At 44.5% G+C, this 16,672-nt stretch carries 9 protein-coding genes and 1 pseudogene; 1 reads left to right on the top strand and 9 read right to left on the bottom strand.

The window, feature by feature from the left end:
• The coding region (gene kimA, locus AC1WMD_RS03515; RefSeq protein WP_494255957.1) for a potassium transporter KimA at positions 1-1,823 on the bottom strand (1,823 nt) is incomplete at its 3' end.
• Between the two features lie 453 nt (positions 1,824-2,276).
• Here kimA and AC1WMD_RS03510 point away from each other — a divergent pair.
• Positions 2,277-3,632, top strand: coding sequence for an arsenic transporter (locus AC1WMD_RS03510; RefSeq protein WP_043904198.1), 1,356 nt, complete (start codon positions 2,277-2,279; stop codon positions 3,630-3,632).
• A gap of 458 nt (positions 3,633-4,090) precedes the next feature.
• Here AC1WMD_RS03510 and AC1WMD_RS03505 read toward each other — a convergent pair whose 3' ends face one another.
• The 8 genes and pseudogenes from AC1WMD_RS03505 to AC1WMD_RS03470 all read right to left on the bottom strand — a co-directional run bounded on the left by AC1WMD_RS03505 (position 4,091) and on the right by AC1WMD_RS03470 (position 16,339).
• Positions 4,091-4,975: a YitT family protein gene (locus AC1WMD_RS03505; protein ID WP_494255956.1), complete on the bottom strand. Its 885-nt coding sequence runs from the start codon at positions 4,973-4,975 to the stop codon at positions 4,091-4,093.
• 200 nt (positions 4,976-5,175) lie between these two features.
• Complete coding sequence (locus AC1WMD_RS03500; protein WP_043904196.1) at positions 5,176-5,658, bottom strand: C40 family peptidase; 483 nt, start codon at positions 5,656-5,658, stop codon at positions 5,176-5,178.
• Positions 5,659-5,764: 106 nt separating this feature from the next.
• A pseudogene (locus AC1WMD_RS03495) lies at positions 5,765-5,872 on the bottom strand (ISNCY family transposase); the annotation flags it as partial.
• Between the two features lie 686 nt (positions 5,873-6,558).
• On the bottom strand, positions 6,559-8,409 hold the full coding sequence (gene mutL / locus AC1WMD_RS03490; RefSeq protein ID WP_494255955.1) for a DNA mismatch repair endonuclease MutL: 1,851 nt from the start codon (positions 8,407-8,409) through the stop codon (positions 6,559-6,561).
• A 13-nt stretch (positions 8,410-8,422) separates the two neighbouring features.
• A complete protein-coding gene (gene mutS, locus AC1WMD_RS03485) occupies positions 8,423-11,005 on the bottom strand; it encodes a DNA mismatch repair protein MutS (RefSeq protein ID WP_494255954.1) in 2,583 nt (860 codons plus the stop codon).
• A gap of 379 nt (positions 11,006-11,384) precedes the next feature.
• Positions 11,385-11,894 carry an acetone carboxylase subunit gamma gene (locus AC1WMD_RS03480; protein WP_043904193.1) on the bottom strand — a complete coding sequence of 170 codons (510 nt, stop codon included), beginning with the start codon at positions 11,892-11,894 and terminating at the stop codon, positions 11,385-11,387.
• A gap of 9 nt (positions 11,895-11,903) precedes the next feature.
• Complete coding sequence (locus tag AC1WMD_RS03475) at positions 11,904-14,174, bottom strand: hydantoinase B/oxoprolinase family protein (RefSeq protein ID WP_043904192.1); 2,271 nt, start codon at positions 14,172-14,174, stop codon at positions 11,904-11,906.
• Between the two features lie 17 nt (positions 14,175-14,191).
• Entirely contained in the window at positions 14,192-16,339 is a 2,148-nt protein-coding gene (locus AC1WMD_RS03470; protein WP_043904191.1) for a hydantoinase/oxoprolinase family protein, read from the bottom strand.
• Positions 16,340-16,672 lie beyond the last annotated feature (333 nt).

Genomic DNA, 16,672 nt, shown 5'->3' with positions numbered 1-16,672 from the left:
TACTTCTGAAGCCGATAAGGAACTGTGGAGACAATCACATTTTTCTTATATAGAAGGTGCAATCTCAACAAAACGCTCGATTGGTTATGCAAAATGTTATGCCAGCCCTTTTTGGGTATAAATTGAGGAATCAAAACCGTTACTGTATAGTTTCTTTCCTCTGCCTTGCTTTCAATGGTATCCACTAGCTTGGAAATTGGTGTGATCAGATCACGATAATGAGAAATGAGTGTAACAAGGCGAATATCCGGCCTCCACTTCTCCCACTTCTCTTCCATCCGGACCATGCTTTCCCGGTCAAATGCCACATATACCGCCAATACATAATCGCCAATGGCCTGGGCGTAATTTAAGGATTGCTCTACTACCTTTGTGATTCCCGCAACAGGTACAATGACGACATTTCCCTCTATTTTGTCTGGAATCTTATTGGGATTGACCCGCAGTTGTTCCGCCACCGCATCATAGTGCTTATGGATTTGATGAAAAATAAATACGATGATCGGAAGAAATACAAGCACAGACCATACTTGAGCAAATTTTGTAATAAAGAAAATGCACAGTACGGTTAGTGTTATGATCGCTCCCAGCAAGTTCGTAAGCAGCTTCGGGACCCACCCCGCTGGTTTTTCGCGCACCCATTTGACAATCATGCCTGTTTGGGACAACGTGAAAGGAATGAATACGCCAACCGCATACAAAGGAATGAGCTGTTCCGTTTGCCCTTTAAAAGCGATAATCAACAAAATGGAGGCAAAACCAAGCGTGATGATTCCGTTGGAATATCCTAAACGGTCACCGCGTATCAGATACATTCTTGGCATGTATTTATCGGATGCCATATTATAGGCCAGCAAAGGAAATGCAGAAAATCCCGTATTGGCCGCCAACACTAAAATAAGGGCAGTGGTTCCTTGGATAAAGTAATATATCACGCCTCTTCCAAACACCTCGGAAGCGAGCTGGGAAACAACCGTCTCTTCTGCTTTCGGAGCAATTCCATACCAGTATGCCAAAAAGGTGACTCCTGTAAATAAAACCGCGAGAATGAACCCCATCATCACTAATGTTTTGGCAGCGTTTTTTGCCGCCGGTTCCTTAAAATTTGGAACGGCGTTGGAGATCGCTTCTACCCCTGTCAACGCAGAACAGCCAGAGGCAAAGGCCCGCAACAACAAGAATAAGGTAATTCCGGGCACCGCAGTACCGATCGGTGTATGTAAAGTAGACGGTGCTTGTCCATTAATAATACGAAAAATCCCGACAATAATGAGAGTAACGAGCGCCAACACAAACAAATAAACGGGATAGGCCAAAACGGTAGCGGATTCGGTGACGCCTCTCAGATTAAGAATAGTGATCAACACAACCAGTGTGATAGCAATTCCAACTGTGTATGGATGTAAAGTGGGAAACGCCGATGTAATGGCATCTGTTCCCGCGGACACACTTACTGCCACGGTGAGAATATAGTCGACCAGTAAAGAGCCTCCGGCAATGAGACCCGGGTTTACACCCAAGTTCGTTTTAGAAACGACGTAAGCTCCGCCTCCATGCGGATAAGAGTAAATGATTTGGCGATACGATAAAATAAGTGCCACCAGTAGAATAAGAACGCCAATCGCAATAGGAATGGAATACCAAAATGCAATAGCTCCAATCGTTGCGAGAACCAGCAAAATCTGTTCCGTACCGTACGCAACCGAAGACAGAGCATCCGAAGATAAAACGGCTAATGCCTTTAATTTACTCAATTTTTGCTCTCCCAGTTCGGTTGATTTCAACGGTCTGCCGATTAAGAATCGTTTTAACGATGAAAACATATGTACACCACCAATATGCAGAATTTCAATAAAAAATATTATCATTTCTCTCAGGAAATGAATAGCCTTGGCTTAATTATTTATTAGTACTTTTAGCTTTAAGATGTCGAAATACGAAGACTTGTTGAGGAATGGATTTTTTTCAAACGGAACTATCATTTTTGTTTTCTAATATTATCTGGATTTTTCTACATAATCCCAATTATTAAACAAAACAATCAATATTTCAATCATCTATAGTCATTCATCTCTACTATACACTCATCTCTACTATACATTCATCTATAGTCATTACTCTCTACCGTACATTTTTACTAGCGAGACAAGAGTACATATTAGAAAAATTAGGTCTATTATCCAAGTCCTTTTTGATAGGGGTGAATATAAATATGGTAAATCAAGCTGATAGGGTCAAATTACTCAAGACTCGTGAAAAAACAAGGGGGAAGAATAATGAGTTTCGAAATTCAAATGACAATTTTTGTGTTCATCATGACGATGCTCGTCATCTTTTGGAGGCCAAGAGGCTTAAACGAAGCATGGCCAGCGTCGATTGGTGCAGGGATTATTTTACTAACAGGCATTGTATCCCGCGGAGATATTTTGGATATTATCCATAAAATCGCTGGCGCGTCTATTACGATTCTGGCAACGATTGTCATGGCTGTCATATTAGAAAGTTTCGGTTTTTTCCACTGGGCAGCCGCACGGCTTGCAAGTTTGGCTAAAGGTTCAGGCTATCGCTTATATTGGTACATTCAGCTGTTATGCTTTTTGATGACCCTTTTATTTAACAACGATGGCAGCATCTTGATTACGACCCCGATTTTAATTTTACTTCTAAAAAACCTCCGACTAAAACCACACCAACAAATTCCATATCTCTTAACTGGAGCACTGATTGCAACAGCCTCCAGCGCACCTATTGGGGTAAGTAATATCGTCAATTTAATCGCATTGAACATTGTTCACATGACACTTTATATGCATACAGCCATGATGTTTATACCAGCAACGTTAGGACTGTTGTTTATGTCTTGGCTGATGTACGTAGTGGTAAAAAATAAACTGCCTGAAAAATTGCCAAATTCCTTATATGATATAGAGGAAATATTTTTTACAAAAAATTTTCATCCATTAAAGAGAACCATTTCTGTTGAAACAAAACGTCAGCGTACTCAATTTATGTTGAAGGTCTTGCTGTTTGTCTTTGTGGTTCGTTGCCTTCTCTTTGTCGCGTCTTATCTCTCAATCCCAATTGAAATCGTCGCGGTGCTTGGATCCCTCGTCCTGCTTGTATGGAGATGGTATCATTTGCGCACCAATCCCGTTGATATCTTGAAAAAGACTCCTTGGCACATTCTTATTTTTGCCTTCTCCATGTATGTCATTATTTACGGGCTCCATAACGCGGGACTAACAGCGATGCTTGTGAAAATATGTGAACCGATTGTAAACCAAGGATTGTTTTATGCAAGCTTTATCATGGGGGGATTAGTGTCCATTCTATCTAACTTCTTTAATAATCATCCTGCTTTAATGATTGGAACCATCACCTTGACAGAAATGGGACTGGATCCTATCACATTAAAGACCATCTATCTCGCGAATATTATTGGCAGTGACATGGGATCTTTGTTATTGCCTATTGGAACACTCGCCTCCCTTATCTGGATGCATATACTAAAACAAAATAAAATTAAAGTAACATGGAAAGATTATTTAAGCGTATCGATGATTGTAATCCCATTAACAACCATTGTCACATTGTTCTTACTATTCTATTGGGTACAAATGGTTTTTGCCTAATGGAAACACCATTCTGTATTCAACATGACTGTGTAAATTTTATCACTATCTACTTGACGGGGAGAAGGGGATGCGCCGCGGCGAAATCCTTGGATCATTCTTGATGAAAAAGAGTGGGGACACCAATCATACAGAAACAGCCATGCTACTCTGCACAATCAGTGTCCTCACGCTCTCGGTTTTGGACATATTTTAAAAAGAGGTAAAACTTATCAATAGACACAATATCTTTACGACCCTCATACCACTACGAGAAACTTAACCAATTTCTTTAAACTTATCTCAGAGAATTTAAAGCCCTTCTAAACTCTCTTCATAATCCTTGGCATATCTATAATGTACTTCGAGCAGTCTATCTAGAACGAAGATACCCAAATGAAGAGATTTTGAAGGGCTTGTAAAATTTCTATATAGGCGCGTAAAACTACGAATACAAGGTTAGGGACTTGGTGTTTTTGTTAGTGAATATCTCTTTTCTTAAAACGTCCACCACGTACTTCAGCCATATCTGCTATAGCTAAAAAAGCATTTGGGTCATTTTCTTCGACAATTTCTTTAAGTTTTGCTTCCTCAAGACGGGTAATCACACAAAATATCACTTTTTTATCGTTACCAGAGAATGCTCCTTCTCCGCTCAAATATGTAACACCGCGCCCTAATCGGTTCATAATCGCATTCCCAATGTTTTCAGAATTATCACTAATAATCCATGCCGACTTCGACTCATCTAATCCTTTAATGACAACATCAATCGTTTTAAAAGCAATCACATAGGCTAAAATTGAATACATCGCTCTATCCCAAGTGAAAACAAATCCGGCAGCACCCAGAATGAAAATATTAAAAAACATGATGATCTCGCCAACGGAGAAAGGGAGTTTTTTGTTCATGAGTATAGCGAGTATTTCAGTGCCATCCAAAGCGCCACCATAACGAATGACAAGACCCACTCCTGTACCGAGAATCATTCCACCAAAAATGGTAGCTAATAAAATGTCTTCGGTAAAGGCGGGAAGAGGATGAAAAAGGGAGGTAAAAATGGATAAAACGGTAATCCCAAACAATGTGGAAATAGCAAAAGTTTTTCCAATTTGCTTATAACCCATAAAAAAGAACGGAAGGTTTAAAAGAAAAATAAAAATTCCAAGACGAAAACCAGTGATGTGCGAAAGCATAATTGAAATTCCTGTTATGCCTCCATCAATAACCTTATTAGGAACTAAAAAGATTTCAAGTCCTACTGCCATTAGAACAGCTCCGATGAAAATAGCAGTTGCCCTTTTAATGATTTTAGCTTTAGATAACCGTTGATGTTGAATCTGTACCTTGCTCAATTCAGTCAATTATTTTCCTCCTTTTTCTATAGAATGACTCTGTTTATTTTATTATAACAAAAATGCATTAATGATGTTGCAATGGTGCACGAATTAAATAAAGTGCCCCACTTTGAAAGAACAGTCGAGAAAAAGAATTTTTCTCTTTACCTTCTTTCAAAATGGGGCAAATGAATCAAACATCAACAAGAAGCTTTAATATAGCCTTTTTACTTAATGACTCGCTTAGCACCTATATATCGGTCTTTCCAATATTTATCACTCATTTTGACAACTTTTACACCTTTTGATGTTGCACCAATAAACGTACCATTTCCATTATAAATTCCCACAAAGGATACTTTTCCCTTTGCTCCTGTTGCATAAAACACTAAATCGCCTTTTTGTAACGCATTTTGTTTAACAGCTTTGCCGATTTTATACTGTTCGGCACTCGTTCGCGGAATAGACATTTTTGTTGCTGCATTTTTATACACATACTGAGTAAAACCACTCGCATCAAATCCTTTTGGTGTTGTACCCCCATATTTATAAGGGCTTCCTACATACATCTCTGCTACTGCCGCGACTTCCTCCCCATAGTTAATCGATGCTGATGCATTGGAAACTGCACCAAAGATAAATGCCGCTGCTAAAGATAAAATTGATAAAACTGTTAATAACCATTTGGGAACCGATAAACTTATGCTCATCTCTACTCCCCCTTAGATTAGAAAATGAACCACAGTTCCAAATATATGAAGATTAATCATTTTGATTCCTAGGTAAAAATTTTTTTTAGAGGTATTGTACTTGCGTATCTATCTCGTGGCGAAGCCCAAACAGCCATTGGCCAAATCTCATTTTCAAAAAGACAGGAAGAACCCGGTCATAGGCATTCTCGCTATTGCGGCGGTTGATAGGGGAATGATAGGGGAATACCGTGACATTGCATTTATCTCCAAGAGAAATAAGGCAAGTAGTTAATATTGTCTCGTCTTTTACAACTCCATTTATCTTTTTTTATATACCTTGTGATATCTGTCCGTGTCAAAAAGCTCCACTAGTACATTTAATGATTATAGATATTTAGGAGGTGATTTTCCATGTTTTGTCCTAGACCAGTTATATGTCCACCTAGATGTGTGGTGAGAGACTGTTTCGTTCCACGTGTAGTTCCTTATATCCATCCAGTTGTACACATTAATCGTTACAATATCGTCAACGTTCCTAGACATATTTTTAGACCTATTACAAGAAACGTAGTTGTTGACCCTGGATACCCTACTCATTGCTGCTAATCAACACGAATGCCCTACTTTTATCAAGTAGGGCATTTTGTAATAGTAAAGAAAATTCGTTTTCATGATTAGCACCACACTCACGCAACAATTATGTTCAATTAGGAGAACATCCGAAAGTCGTCTCTGAACGTCTCAGATGACTATGAACACCTATTCTCATGTTGCTCCTGATATGCAGCAAGAATCATCCAACCGTTTTGAAAGAGCACTGAAAACTTCACGAAGCCAAAGAATGTGATCCAAATGTGGTCAAATGCTAAAAAATAAAGCGCAACCCCTTGATGGAACAAGGAAGTTGCGCTTTTGTGTTTACATCACCCGCTTAAACATTTTCTCCAGCTCATACGTGGAAAAATGGATGATGATCGGGCGGCCGTGCGGACATGTAAACGGATCGGTCGTTTTGCGCAGCGCTTCTAGGAGAGCGAAAATTTCGTCGTCGCGCAAGTGCTGGTTCGCTTTAATCGATTGCTTGCAGCTCATTAAAATCGCTGCTTTTTCACGCAGTTGCTTGATGTCGACCTCTTTCATGTCAAGGACTTGCTGGACCATCTCTTTAATGATCTCTTCTTCTTCCCCTTTTGGAAACCATGATGGGTGGGAACGGACGATGAACGTGTTGTGCCCGAACGGTTCTAAAAAGACGCCGCATCTCGCCAATTCCTCACGATGCGCGTCAATTAATACATATTCGTCTGTCGAATAATGAAACGTAAGCGGAACGAGCAATTCCTGCACTTCGTTTGTCACTTCGCCGACTTTTTCGCGAAAATATTCGTACTTGATCCGCTCTTGGGCGGCGTGCTGGTCAATGATGTAAAGCCCTTGTTCATTTTGCGCCAAAATGTAGGTGCCGTGCATTTGCCCAATCGGGTAAAGCGGCGGGATGCGGTCGTTTTTGTGTTCTTGCCCGTTCTCCCCCGTTTGCTCCTCATGTTCCTCGGCTTCCATTGGCTTTTCATCTTCGTTTATTTGTTCCCGTTCCTCTTCTGCCGGCAGCATCCGCGTGCTTTCTTCTTTTTCTTCCCGCCAAGAAGTGGTTGGCTGCGGCTTTGTCATCTGTACGAGATTTGGCACAGACGGCTCTTTTACCACATGCTCAAACGTCCATGACGCTTGCTCTGCTTTCGGTTTTGCCGCTTCCTGGCGGCTTACGGACATCGTTGGAATAAGCGTGCGCGTCCGGAACGCTTTGCGAATCGTCTCGGTCACGAGCTCGTTTAGTTCCGCTTCTTTGCTGAAACGTACTTCCAATTTCGCGGGGTGGACGTTGACATCGACTAAAATCGGATCCATCGCAATCGACAGCAACACAATCGGATAGCGGCCGATCGGCAGCAGTGTATGATATCCCGTTTCAATCGCTTTCATGAGCGGAATGTTGCGCACATATCGTCCATTGACAATCGTCGAGATGTAGTTGCGCGAGGCCCGCGTCACTTCGGGAAGGGAAATATAGCCTTTAATTGTAAAATCAAGCGATTCCGCCTCAATGGGGATCATCTTTTTCGCTACGTCCATGCCGTAAATCGCGGCCAGCACATGACGCACATCACCGTTGCCGCTCGTGTAAAGCAGTTGTTTTCCGTGATGGCGGAGGCGGAACGAAATATTAGGATGCGCCATGGCAAGGCGGTTGATGACATCGGTGACATGGCCGAGCTCGGTATGAATTGTTTTCATATATTTTAAACGGGCCGGGGTGTTGAAAAACAAATTGGATACGGTAATATCGGTTCCTTTGCGGCTTGCCGCCCGTTCATGTTTGACGAGTTCCCCGCCTTTTAGGACCACTTTCGTTCCCGGACCGTTTCCTGTGCTTGTTTTCATCTCGACTTCCGAAACGGAAGCGATGCTCGGCAGTGCTTCGCCGCGGAAGCCGAGCGTGCGGATGCGGAACAAATCGTGCTCATCTTTAATTTTGCTTGTCGCGTGTCGTTCAAACGCAACAAGGCAATCGTCTTCTTCCATGCCGTCTCCATTATCGATGACGCGAATTTTTGCCAACCCCGCTTCTTCGAGTTCGATTTCGATAATCGTGCTGTTGGCGTCAATCGCGTTTTCCACCAGTTCTTTCACGACGGAGGCAGGGCGCTCGACGACCTCCCCCGCGGCGATTTTGTTGGACAATTGGTCATCGAGCTTGCGAATTTTTCCCATTGCGTCGCCTCCTTTACTTTAATAGTTTTTGAATTTCGTATAATTTGTTTAACGCTTCAAGCGGAGTTGTTTCCAATAAGTTGACCGATTTTAACGCCTCAAGCGCCTTTTTCTCTTTTTTCGATAGACGTGTTTCTTCTTTTGAAGGCTGCTCTTCGGCAAACATGCTGAGCTGTTCGAACACTGCTTCGTTCTTGCTGTTTGGCTGTTCTTTTCGCTCTTCTTGCCGCTCGAGCTCCGTCAAAATTTCTTTGGCACGCTGAATGAGGGAAGCTGGAAGCTCGGCAAGCTCGGCGACATGAATGCCATAGCTTTGGTCGGCCGGTCCTTCTTCAATTTTATGAAGAAAGACGACTTTTCCGTTTTCCTCGACGGCGCTGACATGAACGTTTTTCAATTTTGGAAGCGACTGCTCCAAGTCGGTTAATTCGTGATAATGCGTGCTAAATAACGTTTTCGCCCCAATACGATTATGAATATATTCAATAATCGCTTGGGCCAGTGCCATTCCGTCATACGTCGACGTGCCGCGCCCGATCTCGTCAAACAAGATGAGGCTGTTTTGCGTCGCGTGCACGATCGCGTTGCGCGCTTCGAGCATTTCAACCATAAACGTGCTTTGTCCGGACACTAAATCATCCGCCGCCCCGATTCTTGTAAACACTTGGTCAAAAATCGGAAGCACTGCTTTTTCCGCCGGGACAAAGCAGCCGATTTGCGCCATAATCGCGGTCAGCGCGATTTGCCGCATGTACGTGCTTTTTCCGGACATGTTCGGGCCGGTAATAAGCAATAATTCCCTCTCTTTGTTCATATAGCAATCGTTCGGTACGTATGTTTGCGCTCCGAGCACTTTTTCAACGACAGGGTGGCGCCCTCCTTGAATATAGAGGACGCGGTCGTCGGAAAATTGCGGTCTTACATAGCGCCGCTCTTCGCTGACAGTGGCAAACGACTGCAGGACATCGAGCTCGCTCACTGCCTTCGCCAGCGATTGCAAACGCGGAATATATTGTTTGACGCGTTCACGAATATCGACAAACAATTCGTATTCGAGCTCCATGCTTTTTTCTTCCGCCTCTAAAATGAGCGCCTCTTTTTCTTTTAATTCCTGGGTAATAAACCGTTCGGCGTTGGCGAGCGTCTGTTTTCGCTCATAGCGTCCCTTTGGCAGCAAATGAAGGTTCGGCTTTGTCACTTCAATATAATAGCCAAATACGCGGTTGTAGCCGACTTTTAATGATTTGATTCCCGTTTGTTCCCGTTCTTTGCTTTCAAGCTGAGCGATCCATGCTTTTCCGTTGCGGCTCGCGTCGCGATAGCGGTCAAGCGTTTCATTATACCCGTCTTTAATAATGTTCCCTTCTTTCACCGACAGAGGTGGGTTTTCCTGAATCGACCGCTCTAATAGCTCGACAAGCTCGGAGCACGGGTCAAGTTTGTCAGCCAGTTGTTGTGTTTGATCATCGGAAAGGTTGGCAACGATATTTTTTAACGCCGGGATTTGCTGAAGCGATTTTTTTAGCTGAATTAAATCGCGGGCATTGACATTCCCATAGGCGACGCGGCCGGCGAGGCGCTCGATGTCGTACACTTCGCGAAGACGCTCGCGCAGCTCTTGGCGCTCAAAATAGTGGTGAATAAGCGTTTCTACCATATGCAAACGCCGCTCGATTTGTCCGCGGTCTAAAAGCGGACGGTCAAGCCATTGTTTGAGCAATCGTCCGCCCATCGCCGTCACTGTTTCATCAAGAAGCCACAGCAGCGAACCTTTCCGACCTTTAGCGCGGATCGTTTCCGTCAATTCCAGGTTCCGCTTCGAGTACAAATCGATTTTCATGTACTGATCGACTTGATACACTTGAACGGTCTGCATATGATCGAGACGGCGCTTTTGCGTGCGGATAATGTAATGAAGAAGACGGGCGAACGTGATTTGCAGCTTGTCCTGCGCTAGCCCGCTGGCGATCGCGGCAAACCCTTCCGGCATCTCCGTCTCGTCTTCGTACGAGATCGTCACTCCATATCGTTCTTTCAATAGCTGCTGCTCATGGTTTGGGAAATCGCTGGAAAGGACAATTTCTTTCGTTCCGATCGCATATAGTTCGTTCATCACGTCTTCAAAGGAGGCAAGGAGCGTGATGCGGTTTTCTCCCGTCGATAAATCCGTATAGGCAAAGCCGTATGTATTATCGGCAAACAGCGTCACCGTTGCTAAATAGTTGTTTTCTTTCTCTAAAAGCCCTTTTCCTTCCATCACCGTGCCGGGAGTAATAAGCTGAACGACTTCGCGGCGGACGACGCCTTTGGCTTCTTTCGGGTCTTCGACTTGTTCGCAAATCGCAACTTTATAGCCTTTGGCGATCAACTGCTCGATATATCCTTGCGCCGAATGGTACGGAACTCCGCACATCGGCACCCGTTCCTCGCCGCCTCCATCGCGGCTTGTCAGCGTAATTTCCAGTTCCTGAGCCGCCTTGATCGCATCGTCAAAAAACATTTCGTAAAAATCACCAAGACGGAAAAATAAAAAGGCATCTTGATACTGTGCCTTAATGTCCAAGTATTGCTGAATCATCGGCGTATATGCTGCCATGTTTCTCCTCCAACCTTGCAAATTTACGTTTCTTTTTTCTCTATAAAAAGTTAGCGGCTACCTTGTCATTTATGGCATTTCAAAGCCGCTAAAAAAGTATCTTCGCGATTCGTTGCATCGGCGGAATCTTGTTTTCATCTATGTATCTAGTTTCGAACGAACGTAGACATTTTTTCAAATACATTTGTGCATCGGTGATTCGTTTTAACATGTTTCATTATAACATATTAAAGAAGAAAAAGAGAAAATTCAAACTGTGACATCGCCTAAAGCGGTAAGCAGTCTGGCGGTTCCTATATTCGCCTTATAATGAGCCTCACCCGCTTACATTAGAATGCATAAAAACAGACGGCGGTCAAAAACCGCCGTCTTTGTTTTTTTATTTCGCCTGCGGAAGCGGGCGCTTTAGCCATTCTTTATAAAACGTATCAATATCAGGCTCGAAATCTTTGATGACCGGATACCAAGGCGTCACCGCTTCTACCTCAAGCTGGGTTGCACAGCTAGGGCAGTAATACTCGCGAAGCACCTGCCATTCCGGATCTGGCGCCATCAATTTCGGATACAGTTCCGCCATTTTTTCCACTGTGTCACGAACATAGATGAGCGCATGAAGCTTCCAGTTGTCGCTTGCCTCGCAAAATTCATATCCGCAATCGCACTTTACGATGCGTCGGCCATCCGGCTTTTGCACAATATAAAGATGAAGCCCGGCCGGAAGCAAAATCGGATCATCCCACGGCACTCTTTCTTGAAGGATGCTAATATATTTGTCAAATCGGTCAACGTCTTTATAATTGGAGAGCATTTCTTTTAACTTGAAAAAATCTATCGTGCCGTCGATTAATTCCTCTATCGTCTTGCGATCGTATTTATCGTACTTTTCCATGTTTTCACCTCATTTCAACTTATTAATTTTTGTACCAAATACCGGGATTTCCAATTCCTCTTCTGTCAATTTCCAATCTTCTGGCAAGTTCCAGAACGACTTAAACTCATTATAAAACTTTTCACTTAACGCGAAAGAGCTCGCATACATGTGACGTACTTGTATCGCTGCTTCTTTGTTGATAATTTTCTTTCTTTCCTCTTGCATCCATTGTTTTGTCGGCACTCCTCGTTTCAGCCGCTCTTTTCTCATTTCCTCACGGCGTTTCATCGTTGCTTCTTCATCAACGATATATCGCCCTTTTTCATCTTGAGTGAAGACTGCTCCATAAACACTTTCGGCAAAACGAGGAAGAATATGGCCTTCGTTCAAATCATCTTCGATCATTTTCGGTTTCCGCTCTAGTGGATCGCCAAATCCTGGACCCCCACGCAAATAGTTCAAATATAGATCATAGTTTTCAAAAATCGTTTCCGTCGTAATTGCCTGCTTATCACGGATAATTTCTTTTGCTTCCATCAGTTTTTCATATTGTGGGTTATCCGGATCAGGATCACCGCCAGTCGGAATCGGCAGTCTCTTTTCGATCCGTTCTTTTAAGTTCGTGCCATGGGCCTCAAAACGGTATCCCGCTGCGGCCGGATAACCGCCCATCAATCCGCAGTCACTCGAAATGTAACCGTTACCCATGAAGAACATCGTCCAGTCTTTTGCCCCATACACCATTCTCAACGATTCATAGCCGTTTCCGCCTCGGTATTTTCCGTGGCCGCCTGTATTCGGTTTAATGCTTCTTCCGAGATAAATGAGCGGTTCTGCCAGCTCCCAGATTTCCATGTCGCCCATATCGCCTTCCGGATTCCAAATCGCCGCGGCGTGGCTGATCCCGTCTCTTACCGCGCTTGCGCCAACCCCTTCAGCGGCTGACTCGAAGCTGTTGACGGCATGGTTTTCATTGAACTGGTTGTAGCCTCCGCCCTGCAGCCAGTTGGATGTATTGGCGTTTCCTGCGTTGACTTCTTCGAGATAGCCGCGGGCGAAATAGTTGCGGCTGAGCCCACGCCATAACGGACTCCACGCAGATACAAGGAAATGCCATGCATAGCTGTGCGCGGTGCGAATATCGTCTGGGTTTAACCATGAACCGTACGGCAGATCAAACTTGCTCGCATAATATGCTCCATCGTTGACCCGGTCGTTCGGGATAAGCGTTTGCGACATCATAACCCAGATTCCGCTCGTAATTGAAACCGGCGTCGCGTTGTAGCTATGCCAGCCCCATCGATTAACCCCTTCAAAGTCGATTTCAAACTTGCCGTCCTTATGAACGATGATCTCCGTCGGCGCGTGCATGATCGTGTTCACACGGGCATAAGGAGGTACATCAAGATTTTTGTACGGTACGTCTACAAAAGAAACTTGACGGTATCTGCCTGGAATAAGCAGCGTTTTTACTTGGTTGATAAAGCCGCGGCGCCCTTCTTCGATCACTTCGCGGATAAATTGTTTGTACGTATCGATTCCTTCTTCTTTTACAATATCAAGAACAAGATCGCGAATCATGTGGCATCCGGCTATGCGCGTCCGTTCATCAAGCAGCCAGTACTTTGTAGTACGGACCGAACGCTGGCTTTCAATTAACCAGTCTTTTAGCAGTGTATCGTTTTTCCCGATTTTGCGGCAGGCCACTTGATAACCGTCATCGTAACGGGTGACCGGACCGACAGTCATGCTTCCAGGAGCTGTTGCGCCAACATCGATAACGTGAGTAACTCCGCCAACCCAGCCGATGAGTTCTCCTTCGTAGAAAATTGGCACGATCGTATGAACGTCACACGGGTGGACGTTTCCGATCTGGCAGTCATTGTTGCAGAAAATATCGCCATCTTCGATGCCTGGGTTCTCTTCATAATCATTTTTAATCATAAATTTGATGGCAGCTCCCATCGTGCCAACGTGAATGATGATGCCGGTGGAAGTAACGATAGAATCGCCTTCAGGAGTGTAAAGCGTAAAACATAGTTCGCCTTCCTGCTCGACAATCGGCGATGCGGCAACTCTTTTCGCCGTTTCCCGCGCGTGCACCACACCGCCGCGCAGTTTGGAAAAGATCTTTTCATAACGGATCGGATCGCTTTCTTTCAGCGGAAGTTCTTTCAATCCTGCGTAATGTCCAGTCAGCTGGCTAAGCCGATCGATTTCCTCCCGCATTTCTTTAAGTGTTTTTCCATCCCATCCGATCGTTTTGCGCTTTTTCACCTCTTTTACGTTCATCGCCATGATCGATCAACCTCCTTTTAAATTTCTCTCAAATGGAAGATGCGGTGTTGGTCAAGATATGTTTCAAATCCCGGCGGAATGACAAATGTCGTAGCCGGAGACTCAATGATGGAAAACGCTTTAATTTTGTTGCCCGGTTTCAGTTTTTCCATTTCCCAAATATCCGCTTCGACCCATTTGCCTTTCCAATACACTCTGCGCTTGCCAAGAAACGCTTCTTTCGGTGGCGTTTCACCCGCAAACGGTTCCATAGGGATTTTCGGTTTCGGCACTTCAACGATTCCCCGAACGATGGCGCCTGTGATGCTGTAGCCGAGCTCTGGCGATTTCGCCGCTTTGGCGTAAACTCTCGTGTACGTGTCTTCGAACGCGTTCACAAGCTCATCCCAGTGATCCACGTTCTCGAAAGCTTCGATCGGCGCTTCAATTTCCAAGTCGTTTAATTGTCCTTGGTACTGCATGCGGAAATAGAGACGGAACTCAACGTCTTCTTTGCTAAACTTGCTCTTCTCAAATTCGGCTGCCACTTTCTCCTTCAGTTCATCCCACGCAGCCTGCAGTTCTTTTCCTGCTTTCAGTTTTTCATCGTCGCTGGCACCGTCATTGACGTTAATATCGAGCGTCTTATCATAACGGTATTCGAAATCCGCAGCACCACAGCCGAACGCGGAAAATCCTGCCGCCCACGCCGGTACGAGCACATCTTCAAAACCAAGTCCTTTCGTATAACCGGCGGTATGTAACGGTCCGCCTCCTCCGTATGAGAAACATACATACTGGGACGGTGAATACCCTTTTCCTAAAATCATCGATTCAAGGTAGTTGCGAAGCTGTGATTCAAGCAGGTCAATCACGCCGTACGCCGCGTCTTCGACGGATAATCCAAGCGGATCAGCGATCTGCTTCTTAATCGCTTCGTATGCCCGCTCTGGATAGAGCTTGACTTCCCCGCCAAGGAAGTTATCCGGGTTGATCAGTCCGAGAACAACGTGGCAGTCCGTTACCGTTACCGTGTCCACGCCGCCTTCCGGATAGCACACACCGACTCTCGATCCGGCACTGTCCGGGCCAAGTGTCAATGTTTTATAGTTTGGATCGATTCGGACATAGCTTCCAGCTCCCGCACCGACGGTATCCATAGCAACAAGCGGCAGTGAAAGGACAAGGCGAGCCATATCCGGGCTTGTGTTGATGCTCAAATCTCCTTGGGTGATGAGCGCTATATCAAAGCTCGTTCCTCCAATATCCGAGCAGGCAATATTGCGAATGCCAAGCTTCTCTCCAAGGTATTTCGCGCCAATGACGCCGCCGATCGGACCAGAGACAAGCGTTCTTGCCAATTCGTTTGCCCGTGTGCTGATCGTTCCTCCATGGCTTGCCATTACACGCAAATCAAAATTAGCTCCATGCGCTTTTAACATGTTGTTAATTTTAGTCAACGTTTCACGCGAAGGATCGGCCGCATACGCTTCAATAATCGTCGTATTTGTGCGGTGCGATTCTTTTCTGACTGGATAATAATCGACTGACGCAAATACAGGAACTTCTTTGCCGACTTTCTTCATGACTTCTTTGGCTATATCTCTCACTCTTCGCTCATGATGTGGATACTTGTAAGAATGAAGCAAGCTGATGACAATTGCTTCCACATCTAGTTCCAGAAGTTCCCTTACAGCTGGTTCCACTTCATGTTCGTAAAGCGGAATGACAACGTTTCCAAATAAGTCAACTCTTTCGGTTACACCTCTTGTCAACTCCCTCGGTACAAGAGGAGGATCATAACGGTGAGTATTAATGTGCAAACGGTCCGAGTAAGAATAGCCAAGATATGCTTGGATCGCCCGGCCCATTCGGTGGAAATCTTCCATACCCTTGTTGACGATCAGCCCGACTCGGCGTCCCTTTCTTGAAACGAGCCGGTTCAGCATCGCTGTTCCCGAATAGACTCCGGCAAGCAGTTGCGGAAATTGCTCTTCAACGGTTGTGTCCCAGTAAGCAAGCGCATCCTTCGAGGAATTTAAGAGACCTACCGATTCGTCTTCCGGTGTGGATTGCGCCTTCCCGACGACAAACTCTCCGTTTTCATCGATGATAAACGTGTCTGTCATCGTCCCCCCGGCATCAATTGCAAGAATTTGCGCCTTTCTTTTTACCGCTGTTTTCATTTTTTCATCCCCTTCCTACATGTTACTTTGATAGTATCGTGATAGGTTATAAACGATCGGTCTAAAAGTATACTAGAATATCATTTAACCTAAACTAGGAAGCATAGTAGTGGAACATTTTACGTGCAATGTCACCCCCCATATCTTCCTTGTCACAGAGCAATCTTAATTTGCGTACGTCTTATCCTATAACTAAACATCATCACCTCCTTCAATGGATATTAGAAAAGGGATGACCGTAAGTCATAACATTAGAAAATAATAGAAACAATGCTTTTATTACTACTATGCTTGCAGCCAGAAAATAGAGATAGTGATTCCAAAACGTGGTGA

The organism is Parageobacillus sp. NEAU-HV-2 (assembly GCF_059115485.1).
This window is presented reverse-complemented; position numbering and strand designations above follow the sequence as displayed.